Here is a 15853-nt window from a genome sequence, read left to right on the forward strand (position 1 = left end):
ATCGGCAGGCCCGCGCGGTCAGTGCGCGGCCTCGTTCCAGTCGCCGCCGAAGCCCACCTGCACGGAGAGCGGGACCGTGAGCTCCGCGGCGCCGGCCATCTCGTCGCGCACGAGCTGCTCGACCGCCTCGCGCTCGCCCGGCGCCACCTCGACGACGACCTCGTCGTGGATCTGCAGGAGCAGGCGCGAGCGCATGCCGCGGAGGCGCTCGTGGATCCGGAACAGCGCGATCTTCATGATGTCGGCGGCGCTGCCCTGGATGGGCGCATTCAGGGCGGCGCGCTCGGCGTTCTCGCGGAGCACCCGGTTGGGGCTGGACAGGTCGGGGAACGGGCGGCGGCGGCCGAAGATCGTCTCGGTGTAGCCGTCCTCGCGGGCCTTCTCGACCGAGGCGCGCAGGTAGTCGCGCACGGCTCCGAAGCGCTCGAAGTAGCCGAGCATGAGCTGCTTGGCCTCCTTCTGCTCGATACCGAGCTGCTTGGCGAGGCCGAATGCCGACAGGCCGTAAACGAGGCCGTAGGACATCGCCTTGACCTTGCTGCGCATGGCGCTCGTGACCTCCGACGGGTCGACGCCGAACACCTGGGCGCCGACGTAGCGGTGGAGATCCTCCCCCGCGACGAACGCCTCGACGAGGCCCGGATCCTCCGAAAGGTGCGCCATGATCCGCATCTCGATCTGCGAGTAGTCGGCGGTCAGGAGCGACTCGTAGCCCTCGCCGACGACGAAGGCCTGCCGGATGCGACGAGACTCCTCCGAGCGCACGGGGATGTTCTGCAGGTTCGGGTCCGTGCTCGAGAGGCGGCCCGTCTGGCTGCCCGTCTGCACGTAGGTCGTGTGCACGCGGCCGTCGTCCGCGATGGCCTGATCCAGGCCGTCGATGATCTGCTTGAGCTTCGTCGCCTCGCGGTGCGCGAGCAGCTGGCCGAGGAACGGGTGGCCCGTCTTGACCTGCAGCTCGGCCAGGGCGCTCGCGTCGGTCGTGTAGCCCGTCTTCGTCTTGCGCGTCGTGGGCAGCGCGAGCTCCTCGAAGAGCACCTGCTGCAGCTGCTTGGGCGAGCCGAGGTTCACCTCGTGGCCGATCTCGGCGTAGGCCTCGGCGGCGATCTGGGCGGCGCGCTCGCCGAGCTGCGCGGAGAACGCGCTGAGGGCGTCGTGCGAGACGCTCACGCCCGCGAGCTCCATGTCGGCGAGGGCGATCAACGTCGGCATCTCGATGTCGTCGAGTACGGCGCGGGCGCGCTCGGGCAAAGAGGTGACGACGGCCTCCGCGGCGCGCAACGTGTACCAGCTGAGCTGGCCCGGCGTCGCCCCGTCGGTCTCCGGCACGAGCTGGTCCGGATCCGCCTCGGGCAGGCGCTCGCCCAGGTAGCGGTCCACGAGGTGGGCGAGGGTCTTGTCGGGGAAGGCCGGCTTCGCGATCCATCCCGCGATCAGGGCGTCGGTGCGGAGCCCTCGGACCTCGACGCCCGCGCGGCCGAGCGCCTTCACCTGCACCTTCGCGTCGCACATGACCTTCGGGGCGTCGGAGGCGAACCACGCCCGCACGGCGTCCGCCGCCTCCTCGGACCACGCCGCCTCGACGGCGGCGTCCGCGGTAGCGAGGCCCAGGCGCTCGGGCCGGCCCTCGAGCAGCGTGACCGTCACGCCGACCGCCTGCGCGGGATCCGTGAACCAGCCCGCGAGGCCCGCGGCGTCGAGCTCCTCGACGGCGGGCGCCGCCGGCTGCTCTGGCGCGGGCTCGGACCCGGATTCGCCCATCGCGTCGAGGACGCGCGTGAGGAGCGAGCGGAACTCCAGCGTCGAGAAGATGTCGCGCACGGCCTGCTCGTCGGCCGCGCCCACCTCGAGCGCCTCCAGCTCGACCGCCACGTCAATGTCGTCGAGCAGGCGGTTGAGACGGCGGTTGCGCCGCACGTCGTCGAGGTGGTCGCGCAGGTTCTGGCCCACGACGCCCTTGATGCCCTCGGCGCCCTCGAGGATCGCGTCGAGCGACCCGAACTGGGTGAGCCACTTGACCGCCGTCTTCTCGCCCACCTTGGGCACGCCCGGGAGGTTGTCGGCCTTCTCCCCCACGAGCGCCGCGATGTCGGGGTACTGCTCGGGCGGCACGCCGTACCGCTCCTCGACGGCCGGCGGGTCGTAGCGCTTGAGCTTCGACACGCCCTGCACGGACGGGTAGAGCAGGGTCACGCGCTCGTTCACGAGCTGGATCGCGTCGCGGTCCCCCGAGCACACGAGCACGTCGTAGCCGGCCTCGGAGCCGCGCCGGGCGAGCGTCGCGAGGATGTCGTCCGCTTCGTAGCCGTCCTTCTCCAGCACCGTGACGTTCATCGCCTCGAGGCAGGTCTTGAGGAGCGGAATCTGCCCGCGGAACTCGGACGGCGTCTCCTGCCGGCCCTCCTTGTACTCCGGGTACTCCGCCTTGCGGAAGGTGTGATCGGAGACGTCGAACGCGACGGCGACGTGCGTCGGCTGCTCGTTCTTGAGGAGGTTGATGAACATCGACAGGAAGCCGTGGATGCCGTTCGTGTGCTGCCCCTCCTTGTTCTGGAAGGTGTCGACCGGCAGCGCGAAGAATGCGCGGAAGGCCAGCGAGTGGCCGTCGACGATGAGCAGAGTAGGCTTCGTGGGGTCCGTCACCCCTCCAGGGTATGCGGGTCCGCCGACATCCACCCTCCGCCGGAAGGAATCCGCATGAGCGCCGCCCCCGAACCCGCCGCCGACGGTCTGGACTGGCTCGAGCAGCGCGGGATCGGCGCGCTCGCCGAGCGCATGGGGATCCGCTTCACGGAGTTCTCCGCGGAGCGCGCGGTGGCGACCATGCCGGTCGAGGGGAACACGCAGCCCGTCGGCCTGCTCCACGGGGGCGCCTACGTCGTGCTCGGCGAGTCGCTCGGGTCCATGGCCGCGAACCTCCACGCGGGGCCGGGGCGCCTCGCCGTCGGTCTCGACATCAACGCCACGCACACCGCCTCGGCGACGTCGGGGCTCGTGACCGGCACCTGCACCGCGATCCACCTGGGCGGCTCGGTGTGCGTGCACGAGATCGTCGTGCGGGACGAGCGCGGGCGCCGGTGCTCGACCGTCCGCATCACCAACCTCATCAAGGACGCCCGCTAACGCCGAAGGGGCCCGGCCAGTCGGCCGGGCCCCTTCTTCGCGCGGGGCGCGATCAGTCCTTCTTGGGCGAGAGCTGCTCGATGATCGCCTTCGCGACGTCCTGCATCGTGAGACGGCGGTCCATCGACGCCTTCTGGATCCAGCGGAACGCCTCGGGCTCGCTGAGCCCCATCTTCTCGTTCAGGAGGCCCTTGGCGCGGTCGACGAGCTTGCGCGTCTCGAAGCGCTCGACCATGTCGGCGACCTCGGCCTCGAGCGTGATGATCTGCTCGTGGCGGGCCAGCGCGATCTCGATCGCGGGCAGCAGGTCGTTCGGCGTGAACGGCTTGACGACGTAGGCGAGCGCGCCGGCCTCCGTCGCGCGCTCCACGAGCTCCTTCTGGCTGAACGCCGTCAGCAGCACGACGGGCGCGATGTGGTCGCGGCTCAGCCGCTCGGCGGCGGAGATGCCGTCGAGCTGCGGCATCTTCACGTCCATGACCACGAGGTCGGGGCGCAGCTCCGTCGCGAGCTGGACCGCGGTCTCGCCGTCGCCGGCCTCGCCAACGACGTCGTAGCCGTTGTCGCGAAGGATCTCGACGATGTCCATCCGGATCAGCGACTCATCCTCGGCGACGACCACGCGACGGGGCGCGCCTCCTGCGTTCTCGTTCTGCTCTTCGCTCACGTGTTCCATCCTATGACGCGGGTCTGGTGGTTCGCCGATCGACTCGTCGGGGATCCGACGAGGGCGAACGTCGTGCCGGTGGAGGGACTCGAACCCTCACGTCCTTGCGGACAACGCATTTTGAGTGCGCCGCGTCTGCCATTCCGCCACACCGGCCGGGGGCGGCGACCCGGGGGTCGCCGCCGGGCGCGATCCTAGCCCTGGTAGGCAGGGGCCGCGCCGTGGACCGCGTCGCCCACGCGGTGGACGCGCAGGTCGTTGGTCGAGCCAGCGATCCCGGGAGGGGAACCGGAGATGACGATGACCTTGTCGCCGACGCGCGCGAGGCCGTTCTCCAGCACGTACTCGTCGACCTGCATGAACATCTGGTCGGTGTGCTCGACCGGGTCCACGAGGGCGGAGCGGATGCCCCACGTCAGCTGCATGCGGCGGCGCGTCTCCTCGGCGAGGGTGAACGCGACCATGCGGCGGGACGAGCGCAGGCGCGACATCCGCCGGGCCGAGTCGCCCGTCTGCGTGAAGATGCACAGCAGCTTCGCGTCGACGAAGTCCGCGACGTCGACGGCGGCGAGCGTGATGGCGCCGCCCTGGGTGCGCGGGCGCGTCGTGAGCGGCTCGATGCGCTCGAGGCCGTGGTCCTCCGTGGACTCGACGATGCGGGCCATGGTCTGGACCGTGACCACCGGGTAGTCGCCGACGCTCGTCTCGCCCGAGAGCATGACCGCGTCCGCGCCGTCGAGGACCGCGTTCGCGACGTCGCTCGTCTCCGCGCGCGTCGGGACGGGGTTCTGGATCATCGACTCGAGCATCTGCGTCGCGACGATGACGGGCTTGGCGAGGCGGCGGGCCATCGCGACCGCGCGCTTCTGGACGATCGGCACGGCCTCGAGCGGGAGCTCGACGCCGAGGTCGCCGCGGGCAACCATGATGCCGTCGAAGGCCTCGACGATCTCCTCGAGCACGTCGACGGCCTGCGGCTTCTCGATCTTGGCGATGATCGGGACGCGGCGCCCCTCCTCCGCCATGATCACGTGGGCGCGCTCGACGTCCTTCGCGCTGCGCACGAACGACAGGGCGATGATGTCGGCGCCCTTGCGCAGGGCCCAGCGCAGGTCGGCCTCGTCCTTCTCGCTCAGGGCGGGGACGTTGACCGCGACGCCGGGCAGGTTGATGCCCTTGTTGTTGCTCACGGGGCCGCCGACGACGACCTTGGTCGTCACCGTGACGCCGTCGGTCTCGACGACCTGGACGCGGACCTTGCCGTCGTCGATGAGGAGGTAGTCGCCGGGCGCGACGTCGCCCGCGAGGCCCTTATACGTCGTCCCGACGAGGTCCTTCGTTCCCTCGACGTCCTCCATCGTGATGCGGAAGATGTCGCCCACCGCGAGGGTGTGGGGGCCGTCGGCGAAGGTGCCGAGGCGGATCTTGGGGCCCTGCAGGTCGACGAGGATCGCGACGGGCAGGCCGGCGTCTGCCGCGGCTCCCCGCACGTTCTCGAAGTTGTTGTCGTGCACGGAGTAGTCGCCGTGGCTGAGGTTCAGGCGCGCGACATCAAGCCCCGCGTCGATCAGCTCCCGGACCGTTTCCTTTGTCGAGGTCGCCGGCCCGAGGGTCGCGACGATCTTGGCTCGTCTCACTGCATCGCCTTCCGCACTGCTGGGCCCTCGGTGGGGCCCGGTGGCTGTCGAATCGCGTCCTGGGCCTGTCGGCGCCGCACGCGCCTGAAATGTCGGGAACCCCGAACGCGCTTCTCACCCTACGCGCATTCGGGGTTCCCTCGCGACGCGAACGCGCCGCGCGGCGGTCGCTCCTAGACGTGCATGCCGATGTCCGTGGGCTTCACGGGCGCGGGCAGGAACGTCTCGCCCATGAGCTGCTCGTCGACGCGCGCGGCCGCCGCGCGCCCCTCCGCGATCGCCCACACGATGAGCGACTGGCCACGGCCGGCGTCGCCGGCGACGAAGACGCCGCGGTCGGCCGACTCGTAGGAGTCGTCGCGCACGATGGCGCCGCGGTCGGTGAACTGCGTCGCCAGCTGGTGCTCCAGGTGCTCGCGCTCGGGGCCGGTGAACCCCATGGCGATGAGCACGAGGTCCGCCGGGATCTCCCGCTCGGTGCCGCTCTTGGGCACGCGACGCCCGTCGACGAACTCGGTCTCGGCCACGCGCAGGGCGCGCACCTCGCCCGCCTCGTTCCCGAGGAACTCCACGGTGGAGGCGAGGAACTGACGCTCGCCGCCCTCCTCGTGAGCCGACGAGATCTCGAACACCGTCGGGTCCGTGGGCCACGGCTGGTGGTCGGGGCGCGTGTCGCCGGGCTTGCGGCCGATCGCGAGGTTCGTCACGCTGAGCGCGCCCTGGCGGTGCGCCGTGCCGATGCAGTCGGCGCCCGTGTCGCCGCCGCCGATGACGACGACGTGCTTGCCCTCGGCCGTGATCTGGTTCGGAACCGTGTCCCCCGCGCCGGCCTTGTTGGCCTCGACGAGGTACTCCATGGCGAAGTGCACGCCGGCGAGATCACGGCCGGGGATCGGCAGGTCGCGCGGCACGGTCGCGCCCGTGGCCACCACGACGGCGTCGTAGCGCGCGCGCAGGTCGTCCCACGTGATGTCCACGCCGATGGCGACGCCGGCGCGGAAGCGCGTGCCCTCGTCGCGCATCTGACGCAGGCGCATGTCGAGGTGGCGCTTTTCCATCTTGAAGTCCGGGATCCCGTACCGCAGCAGGCCGCCGATGCGGTCGTCGCGCTCGTAGACGGCGACGGTGTGACCCGCGCGCGTGAGCTGCTGAGCGGCGGCGAGGCCCGCGGGGCCCGACCCGACGACGGCGACGGTCTTGCCCGTCAGGCGTGTCGGGGGCTTGGGCTCGACCCAGCCGTTGCCGAAGGCCTCGTCGATGATCGAGACCTCGATCTGCTTGATCGTGACGGCGGGCTGGTTGATGCCCAGCACGCACGCGGACTCGCACGGCGCCGGGCACAGCCGGCCGGTGAACTCGGGGAAGTTGTTCGTGGCGTGCAGGCGGTCGATCGCCGCGCGCCCCTCCCCCTTCCACGTGAGGTCGTTCCACTCCGGGATGAGGTTGCCGAGGGGGCACCCCTGGTGGCAGAACGGCACGCCGCAGTCCATGCAGCGGCCGGCCTGACGCGTCAGGACCGCCTTGTCGCCCGGCTCGTAGACCTCTTTCCAGTCCATGATGCGCACGGGCACCGGACGGCGAGCGGGGGTCTCCCGCTCGGTCACCTTCATAAAGCCCTTGGGATCAGCCACCGGTCACCTCCAGGATTCGGGTCCAGACGACGTCGCTGTCGGGGTCGAGCCCCTCATCGGCGGCGTCCTGGCGCGTTTTCAGGACGGCGGCGTAGTCGCGCGGGAGAACCCGCACGAAGTTCGCCGCCTCGTTCTTGAGATCGCCGAGCAAGCGCTCCGCGAGGTCGGATCCGGTCTCCGCCACGTGGCGCTCCAGGAGATCCCGCAGGATCTCCACGTCGCCGGAGCCGAGCTCGCCGAGGGTGAGCTCTCCCGAGTCGAGCGCCTGCGTGTTGACCTTGTCCCGGTCGAGGCGGTACACGTAGGCCGTGCCGCCGGACATGCCGGCGCCAAGGTTCCGGCCCGTCTCGCCGAGGATCACGGCGAGCCCGCCGGTCATGTACTCGAGCGCGTGGTCGCCCACGCCCTCGACGACCGCCGAGGCGCCGGAGTTGCGGACGAGGAAGCGCTCGCCCACGACGCCGCGGAGGAACAGCGAGCCCTGCGTCGCGCCGTAGCCGATGACGTTGCCCGCGATGACGTTCTCGGACGCATCGAAGGTCGCGTCGCGCGGGGGGCGCACGACGATGTGCCCACCGGAGAGGCCCTTGCCGACGTAGTCGTTCGAGTCGCCCTCGAGGTGCAGGCTGACGCCGCCCGGGAGGAACGCGCCGAAGGACTGCCCGGCGGATCCCGTGAGGTTCACGGTGATGGATCCGTTCGTGAGCCCGTGCTCGCCGTGCGCCTTCGTGACCTCGTGGCCCAGCATCGTCCCCACGGCGCGCGCCGTGTTCCGGACGGGGAGGTCGATCGTCAGGTCGCCGCCCGAGGCGATGACGTCCTGCGCCCGCTCAATGAGCTGGACGTCGAAGTGCTCCTCGAGCTCGTGGTTCTGCGACCGGGCGTGCGCGCGGGGCTCGGCGGCGTCGAAGGCGGGACCGTCCAGGATGGGCGCGAGGTCGAGACCGTCGGCCTTCCAGTGCGCGATCGCGCGGTTGACGTCGAGCGCCTCGACGTGCCCGATGGCCTCCTCGAGCGAGCGGAAGCCCAGCTCGGCGAGGTACTCGCGCACCTCCTCGGCGATGAACATCATGAAGTTCACGACGTGCTCGGCCTGGCCCGTGAAGCGCGAGCGCAGGACGGGGTTCTGCGTGGCAACGCCGACGGGGCACGTGTCGAGGTTGCACACGCGCATCATGATGCAGCCCTCGACCACGAGGGGCGCGGTCGCGAAACCGAACTCCTCCGCGCCGAGTAGCGCCGCGATCACGACGTCGCGGCCGGTCTTCATCTGCCCGTCGACCTGGACGACGACGCGGTCCCGCATGCCGTTGAGCATCAGGGTCTGCTGCGTCTCGGCGAGGCCGAGCTCCCAGGGCGTCCCCGCGTGCTTGAGCGAGTTGAGCGGGCTCGCGCCGGTGCCGCCATCGTGACCGGACACGAGGATCACGTCGCTGAGCGCCTTGGCGACGCCCGCGGCGACCGCGCCGATGCCCGACTGGCTGACGAGCTTCGTGTGCACGCGCGCCGACGGGTTCGCCCGCTTCAGGTCGAAGATGAGCTGCTTGAGGTCCTCGATCGAGTAGATGTCGTGGTGCGGGGGCGGGGAGATGAGCCCCACGCCCGGCGTCGAGTGACGCGTCCGCGCGACCCACGGGTACACCTTGCCGGGAGGCAACTGCCCGCCCTCGCCCGGCTTGGCGCCCTGCGCCAGCTTGATCTGGATGTCGTCGGCGTGCGTCAGGTACATGCTCGTGACGCCGAATCGGCCGGACGCCACCTGCTTGATGGCGCTACGGCGCGACGGGTCGAGGAGCCGATCGACGTCCTCGCCGCCCTCGCCCGTGTTCGACTTGCCGCCGAGCTGGTTCATCGCAATCGCGAGCGTCTCGTGCGCCTCGCGGGAGATGGATCCGTAGCTCATCGCTCCCGTCGAGAAGCGCTTCACGATCGCCGATGCGGGCTCGACCTCGTCGAGCGGCACGGGGCGACGGTCGCCGGCGGTGAGCTGGAACAGCCCGCGCAGGGTCTTCAGCTCCGCGGCCTGGTCGTCGACCATCTTCGTGTACTCGCGGAAGATGTCGTACCGACCGGTGCGCGTGGAGTGCTGCAGCCGGAAGATCGTCTCGGGGTTGAACAGGTGCTCAGCCCCGTCGCGCCGCCACTGGTACTCGCCGCCCGTCCAGAGCCGCTCGTGCGCGCGGGGCGCGCGGTCCTCGGGGTACGCGAACGCGTGGCGCGCGGCGGTCTCGCGCGCGATGGCGTCCAGGCCGACGCCCTGGATCTTCGTCTCGGTGCCCGTGAAGTACTTCTCGACGAACGCCGAGGAGAGCCCGACGGCCTCGAACACCTGCGCGCCCGCGTACGAGGACACGCTCGAGATGCCGATCTTCGACATGATCTTCAGCACGCCCTTGCCGAGCGCGTAGATCAGGTTCTTGACGGCCTTTTCGGGGCTCACGCCCGTGACGGATCCGCTGCGCACGAGGTGCTCGGCCGACTCCATCGCCAGGTAGGGGTTCACGGCGCTCGCGCCGTAGCCGAGGAGCACCGCCACGTGGTGCACCTCGCGCACGTCGCCCGCCTCGACGACGAGGCCGACCTTCATGCGCGTCTCGTTGCGGATGAGGTGGTGGTGCACCGCCGACACGGCCAGCAGCGACGGGATCGGCGCGAGGTCCTGGTTCGAGTCGCGGTCGCTGAGGACGATGAACTCGGCGCCGTCCTCAATCGCCCGGTCGACCTCGGCGCACATCCGATCGATGCGCTTCTCCATGCCCTTCGCCCCCGCGGACACGCGGTACAGCGACGGCACGGTGACCGAGGTGCGGCCCGGGAGGGCGCTGTCGATGTGCTGGATCTTCGCGAGCTCGTCGTTGTCGATCACGGGGAAGTCGAGCCCGACGCCGCGCGCGTGGGCGGCCCCGCTCGTGAGCAGGTTCGCCTCGGGGCCGAGGTTCAGCGTGAGGCTGGTCACGACCTCCTCGCGGATCGAGTCGAGCGGCGGGTTCGTCACCTGCGCGAACTGCTGCACGAAGTAGTCGAACAGCAGGCGCGGGCGCTTGCTCAGCACGGCGATCGGGGTGTCGGACCCCATCGCGCCGATCGGCTCGGCGCCCGTGCGACCCATCGGGCCGAGCAGGATCTTCAGCTCCTCCTCGGTGTACCCGAACGTGCGCTGGCGGCGCCGGATCGAGGCGATGGGGTGGACGAGGTGCTCCCGCTCGGGCAGGTCGGCGAGCCGGACCGTGCCCTTGTCGAGCCACTCGCGCCACGGCTCCTTCTTCGCGAGGCGGCCCTTGACCTCCGCGTCCGCGAGAATGCGGCCGTTCTCGGTGTCGACGACGAACATCGTGCCCGGCTGCAGGCGACCGCGGCGCGCGATCCGCTCGGGGGCGAAGTCGAGGACGCCGGTCTCCGAGCCGATGACGACGAGCCCGTCGTTCGTGACGGTCCAGCGCCCGGGGCGCAGACCGTTGCGGTCGAGCGTCGCGCACACGAGGGTGCCGTCGGTCGCGAGGAGGGCCGCGGGGCCGTCCCACGGCTCCATGAGGCCCGCGTGATACTCGTAGAACGCCTTGAGGTCGGGGTCGAGGCCCGTCTTCTTCTCGTGCGCCTCCGGCACCATCATGAGCATGGCGTGCGGCAGCGAGCGGCCCGACAGCGTCAGGAGCTCGAGCGTCTCGTCGAAGGATGCGGAGTCGCTCTCGGTGTCGGAGCAGATCGGCAGGAGCGGCTTCATGTCGCCGAGTAGCTCGCTCGACAGCTGCGACTGGCGCGCGCGCATCCAGTTGCGGTTTCCGCCCACCGTGTTGATCTCGCCGTTGTGGGCGAGCATGCGCAGCGGCTGCGCGAGGGGCCACGACGGGAAGGTGTTGGTCGAGTAGCGCGAGTGGACGACGGCCAGCTCGGTGACGAAGCGCTCGTCCTGCAGGTCCAGGTAGAACGGCTCGAGCTGCAGGGTCGTGACCATGCCCTTGTAACCGAGGGTGCGGCTGGAGAGCGAGACGAAGTAGGCGCCGAGCTCGTGCTGGGCGCGCTTGCGCAGCCGGTACGCGCGGCGATCGAGCGCGATCCCGGACAGGGGCTCCTGGTGGCCCGCCTGGGCGCTCGCGAGGAACAGCTGCTCGATTGCCGGCTGCGCGTCGCGCGCGAGGCGGCCGAGGTTGTCGGGCGCGACGGGCACCTCGCGCCACCCGAGCACGTGCAGGTTCTCGGTCGCGGCGATGTGCTCGATGCCGCGCTTATGCTCGGCCCGCTCCTCCGCGTCGGTCGGGAGGAACGCCATTCCGGCGGCGTACTCGCCGACCGGGGGCAGCTCGAAGCCCGCCACGGCGCGCAGGAAGGCGTCGGGCATCTGCGTGAGGATGCCCGCGCCGTCGCCCGTGCCGGCGTCGGATCCGATCGCGCCGCGGTGCTCGAGGTTCGTGAGAGCCTCGAGCGCCAGGTCGACGATGTCGTGGCCCGGCTCGCCGCGCAGCGTGGCGACCATCGCGAGTCCGCACGCATCCTTCTCGAACGCGGGGTTGTACATGCCCTGTCGGGCGGGGAGCGCGCCGGGCGCGCCAGGACGCAGGCTGAATGCCATAAGCGATTCCGTCCTCGTATCTCGTGCTCTGTGGGGACGACGTCGGCCCGACGGCAAGCCGGTGGGGGTGGGTGCGAAGCGAGCGGTGCTCCGCCGCGCGAGGGCGGCTTACTTCGCGGCTGCTGTGCTTGTGGCGGCGGCCGAGGGGCTGATCTCCGACGACGGCGGTTCGCTGATGTCGACGAAGTCGTCGGGGCTGTCATGCGATGCTAGCGCATTCTGGTCGGACCGCTGTCGCCCGGGGACGTACACCGAGGGCTCGAGGCCCGTGTGGCGCGACTGGACGGCGAGCACGACGACGCCGAGCGCGACGGCGACCAGCGCGGCCCACACGTTCGTGCGTAGCCCGAAGAAAATTTCGCTCGGGTCGATCCGGATCGACTCCCACACGACGCGACCCGCGCCGTACCAGATGAGGTAGACGGCGAACAGGCGGCCCCACTGCATGCCCACGCGGCGCGAGAGCGCGAGCAGCACGATGACGCCGGCGCCGTTCCAGAGGACCTCGTAGAGGAAGGTCGGGTGGAAGAGGGTGTCGGCGGGCAGGCCGGCGGGGATGGCGGCGTTGTCGGCGTCGATCTCCAGGCCCCACGGCAGGTCCGTCGGCAGACCGAAGAGCTCCTGGTTGAACCAGTTACCGAATCGGCCGAGCGCCTGCGCGAGAAGCAGACCGGGCGCGAGCGCGTCGGCGAACGCCGAGAACCGGATGCCCGTCCAGCGGCAGCCGATCCACGCGCCGAGCGCGCCGCCCAGCAGCGCCCCGAAGATCGCGATGCCGCCGTCCCAGATGTTCCAGACCGCGTTCTCCACGAACGGGTTCCACCAGGCGCGGCCGGCGGAGAAGTAGAAGTCCCAGTGCGTGAGCACGTGGAACGCGCGCGCCCCCACGAGCGCGAGGATCACGGCGGGCAGGCCCACGTCGATCACGACCCACGGCTCGGCGCCGCGGCGCGTGAGCCGCGTGTTCGTCATGATCGTCGCCACGATGATCCCCGCGAGGATGCACAGCGCGTAGAAGTGGATCGTGAACGGTCCGAGCGTGAAGGATCCGATCGTCCACTCTCCCCCGAAGGTGAAGGAGGAGATCGGAGGGCTGGGGATGCTCGCGGCAACGAGCGACGCGGAAGGCAGCATGATGAGGAGAGTCTACGTCCTTGGGTGAGTCGGATCGGGGTGCGGCTCAGGCCGCGTCCGTGTCCCGGCGGCGCGTGCCGGAGGCGAGCTCGCGGGCGACCTCGGCGAGGCCGTCGACGCCGCCGTCGCGGAGGGCCCGCACGAGCGCCGTTCCCACGATCGCGCCGTCTGCATACGCGCACACGTCGGCGATCTGGTCGGCGGTCGAGATGCCGATGCCGACGCAGGCGCGCGCGGCGCCGTGGGCGCGTAGACGCCCGACCAGCTCGCGCGCCGCCTGGTCGAGCTCGGCGCGCTCGCCCGTGATCCCCATCGTCGAGACCGTGTACACAAAGCCCCGGGACGCGCCGGCGATCATCTCGAGGCGCTCGTTCGTCGACGTGGGCGCCGCGAGGAACACGCGGTCGAGCCCATGGCGCTCCGCCGCGTCGACCCACTCGGCCGCCGCGTCGGGCGTGATGTCGGGGGTGATGAGGCCCGCCCCGCCGGCCGCCGCGAGGTCGGCCGCGTAGCGGTCCACCCCGTACTGCACGACGAGGTTCCAGTAGGTCATGACGAGAATCGGCACCGCGGTGCGGCCCGAGATCTCGCGCACGGCCGTGAACAGGTCGGGCGTGCGAAAGCCCGCCTCGAGCGCGGCCTTCGTGGCCTCCTGGATGATGGGGCCGTCCATGACCGGGTCGCTGTAGGGCGGCCCGAGCTCGAGAATGTCGGCCCCCGCCTCCGCGAGCGCCACGGCGGCGTCGATGGAGGTCGCGAGGTCTGGGTAGCCGACCGGGAGGTATCCGACGAAGGCGCCGCGGCCCTCGTCTCGGGCGCGGTCGATCGCCCGCTCCACCGTGGAGGTCATGCGCCCTCTCCCCCGTCGTAGAGGCCGAAGTAGCGCGCGGCCGTGTCCATGTCCTTGTCGCCGCGGCCCGACAGGCAGATCGCGATCGTCGCGTCGTGGCCGAGCTCGCGCCCCAGGCGGATCGCGCCTGCGAGCGCGTGCGCCGACTCGATGGCGGGGATGATGCCCTCGGTGCGGGTCAGGAGCCGCAGCGCCTGCATCGCTTCGTCGTCGGTGGCGGGGATGTACGTGGCGCGGCCGGTGGCCGCGAGCCACGCGTGCTCCGGCCCGACGCCCGGGTAGTCGAGCCCCGCGGAGATCGAGTGCGACTCGATGGTCTGGCCGTCGTCGTCCATGAGGACGAACGTGCGCGCGCCGTGCAGCACGCCCTCGCGGCCGCGCTCGATGGACGCGGCGTGGCGGTCGGTGTCGACGCCGTCGCCGGCCGCCTCGACGCCGTACAGCGCGACGGAGGGGTCGTCGATGAACGCGTCGAACATGCCGATCGCGTTCGAGCCACCGCCGACGCACGCGACGACGGCGTCCGGCAGGGCGCCCGTGTGCTCGAGGAGCTGGCTACGCGCCTCCTCGGAGATGATCTTCTGGAAATCGCGGACCATGGCCGGGAACGGGTGCGGCCCCGCGGCCGTGCCGAAGATGTAGTTGGTCGTCTCGACGCTGGCGACCCAGTCGCGGTAGGCCTCGTTGATCGCGTCCTTGAGGGTGCGCGAGCCGGTCGTGACCGCGATGACCTCGGCGCCCAGCAGGCGCATGCGGGCGACGTTGAGGGCCTGGCGCTCGGTGTCGACCTCGCCCATGTAGATGGTGCACTCGAGGCCGAACAGCGCGGCCGCCGTCGCGGTCGCGACGCCGTGCTGGCCCGCGCCCGTCTCGGCGATCACGCGCGTCTTGCCCAGGCGGCGCGTCAGGAGCGCCTGCCCGAGCACGTTGTTGATCTTGTGGCTGCCCGTGTGGTTGAGGTCCTCGCGCTTGAGGAACACGCGCGCGCCGCCGGCGTGCTCCGCGAAGCGTGGCACCTCCGTGAGCGGCGACGGGCGGCCGGCGTACTCGGCGAGCAGTCCCGCCAGCTCCTGGCGGAACGACGGATCCGCCATGGCGGAGCGGTGGGCCTCGGCGAGCTCATCGATCGCGGCGATGAGCGACTCGGGCATGTAGCGCCCGCCGAAGTCGCCGAAGAACGGGCCGGGTTGGTCGCGCAGAGACATCAGATCCCTTCTGTGGCGGAGAGGAAGGCGCCGAGGGTACGAACGGGGTCGCCCGTGACGAGCGCCTCGCCGATCAGGACGGCGTCCGCCCCATCGCGGCGGTAGCGCACGACGTCCTCGGGCGCGGCGACGGCGGACTCCGCAACGCGGATCGTGCCGGACGGGATCCCCTCCGACAGCCGGGCGAACAAGTCGCGGTCGAGCGTGAAGTCGCTGAGGTCGCGGGCGTTCACCCCGATGAGCGGCGCGCCGAGGTCGACGGCCGCGCGCACCTCGTCGGCGGTGTGCGCCTCCACGAGCGGCGTCATCCCCCACTCGATGACGAGTGCGTACAGCTCGGCGAGGGTGGCCGGCTCCAGGGCCGCGACGATGAGCAGCGCCATGTCGGCGCCGGCGGCGCGCGCCTCGGCGATTTGATACGGCGTGGCGAGGAAGTCCTTGCGCAGGACCGGCAGGGCCACGCGCTCGCGCACGGCGGTGAGGTCCGCGAGGGACCCCTTGAAGCGGCGGCCCTCCGTGAGCACGCTGATCGCGGACGCGCCACCGGTCTCGTAGAGGCCCGCCTGGTGCGCCGGATTCGGGATCGCCGCGAGGTCGCCGCGCGAGGGGCTCGCGCGCTTGACCTCCGCGATGACCTTGATGCGCTCGGAGGGCGCAAGGAAGGCGCGCGCGTCGCGCGGCGCGGGTGCGGCCGCGGCGCGCGCCTCGACGGCCGCGAGCGGCTGCTGGGCGCGGCGTGCCTCCGCGTCCTCGACCGCCCCCGCCGTGAGGTCGGCAAGGAGCGACATCAGTGACCCTTGGGCTGGTACTTGGGTCCGTTCACGCCGAAGCCGGCCTTCGACATGATGAGGCCCACGATCGGGCCGATCACGACGATGACCGCGCCCGCCCACACGAGCCAGATCTGCCCCAGGAACAGTGCAACGGTCGCCACGGCCAGGCCGACCAGCATGATGATGACGTTCGTCCAGGCGGCGGGCGAGTGTCCGTGTCCGGGGTCGCCGATGGGGTTGCTCATGGGGGTACTCCTCAAATGGTG

Annotated in this window: 11 protein-coding genes and 1 tRNA gene; 1 reads left to right on the forward strand and 11 read right to left on the reverse strand. The window is 71.1% G+C overall.

Annotated features, from left to right (window positions below; translation table 11 throughout):
* Positions 1 to 18: 18 nt before the first annotated feature.
* On the reverse strand, positions 19 to 2643 hold the full coding sequence (gene polA, locus G8E01_RS07810) for a DNA polymerase I (protein WP_338100768.1): 2625 nt from the start codon (positions 2641 to 2643) through the stop codon (positions 19 to 21).
* A 54-nt stretch (positions 2644 to 2697) separates the two neighbouring features.
* On the opposite strand from polA, the gene G8E01_RS07815 reads away from it, so the two are divergent.
* Positions 2698 to 3123: a PaaI family thioesterase gene (locus tag G8E01_RS07815; protein WP_166318148.1), complete on the forward strand. Its 426-nt coding sequence runs from the start codon at positions 2698 to 2700 to the stop codon at positions 3121 to 3123.
* Between the two features lie 52 nt (positions 3124 to 3175).
* Here G8E01_RS07815 and G8E01_RS07820 read toward each other — a convergent pair whose 3' ends face one another.
* The 10 genes from G8E01_RS07820 to G8E01_RS07865 form a co-directional block, all read right to left on the reverse strand.
* Positions 3176 to 3799: an ANTAR domain-containing response regulator gene (locus tag G8E01_RS07820; RefSeq protein ID WP_155048677.1), complete on the reverse strand. Its 624-nt coding sequence runs from the start codon at positions 3797 to 3799 to the stop codon at positions 3176 to 3178.
* A gap of 64 nt (positions 3800 to 3863) precedes the next feature.
* A tRNA-Leu gene (locus tag G8E01_RS07825) sits at positions 3864 to 3946 on the reverse strand.
* A 38-nt stretch (positions 3947 to 3984) separates the two neighbouring features.
* On the reverse strand, positions 3985 to 5427 hold the full coding sequence (gene pyk / locus G8E01_RS07830) for a pyruvate kinase (protein WP_166318154.1): 1443 nt from the start codon (positions 5425 to 5427) through the stop codon (positions 3985 to 3987).
* A gap of 173 nt (positions 5428 to 5600) precedes the next feature.
* Positions 5601 to 7058, reverse strand: coding sequence for a glutamate synthase small subunit (locus G8E01_RS07835; RefSeq protein ID WP_166318157.1), 1458 nt, complete (start codon positions 7056 to 7058; stop codon positions 5601 to 5603).
* Positions 7051 to 11625, reverse strand: coding sequence for a glutamate synthase large subunit (gene gltB / locus G8E01_RS07840; protein WP_166318160.1), 4575 nt, complete (start codon positions 11623 to 11625; stop codon positions 7051 to 7053). Before gltB ends, G8E01_RS07835 begins: the two co-directional genes overlap by 8 nt.
* Positions 11626 to 11733: 108 nt before the next feature.
* On the reverse strand, positions 11734 to 12759 hold the full coding sequence (gene lgt, locus G8E01_RS07845; protein WP_166318162.1) for a prolipoprotein diacylglyceryl transferase: 1026 nt from the start codon (positions 12757 to 12759) through the stop codon (positions 11734 to 11736).
* 46 nt (positions 12760 to 12805) lie between these two features.
* On the reverse strand, positions 12806 to 13609 hold the full coding sequence (gene trpA, locus G8E01_RS07850; protein WP_166318165.1) for a tryptophan synthase subunit alpha: 804 nt from the start codon (positions 13607 to 13609) through the stop codon (positions 12806 to 12808).
* The gene (gene trpB / locus G8E01_RS07855; RefSeq protein ID WP_166318168.1) at positions 13606 to 14814 is read right to left on the reverse strand and encodes a tryptophan synthase subunit beta; all 1209 of its coding nucleotides are present in this window, start codon (positions 14812 to 14814) and stop codon (positions 13606 to 13608) included. Before trpB ends, trpA begins: the two co-directional genes overlap by 4 nt.
* Positions 14814 to 15602 carry an indole-3-glycerol phosphate synthase TrpC gene (gene trpC, locus G8E01_RS07860; protein WP_166318171.1) on the reverse strand — a complete coding sequence of 263 codons (789 nt, stop codon included), beginning with the start codon at positions 15600 to 15602 and terminating at the stop codon, positions 14814 to 14816. Before trpC ends, trpB begins: the two co-directional genes overlap by 1 nt.
* Complete coding sequence (locus G8E01_RS07865; protein WP_155048683.1) at positions 15602 to 15832, reverse strand: HGxxPAAW family protein; 231 nt, start codon at positions 15830 to 15832, stop codon at positions 15602 to 15604. Before G8E01_RS07865 ends, trpC begins: the two co-directional genes overlap by 1 nt.
* Positions 15833 to 15853 lie beyond the last annotated feature (21 nt).

The sequence above is a fragment of the Microbacterium excoecariae genome, assembly GCF_011326725.1.
Lineage (GTDB): Bacteria > Actinomycetota > Actinomycetes > Actinomycetales > Microbacteriaceae > Microbacterium > Microbacterium excoecariae.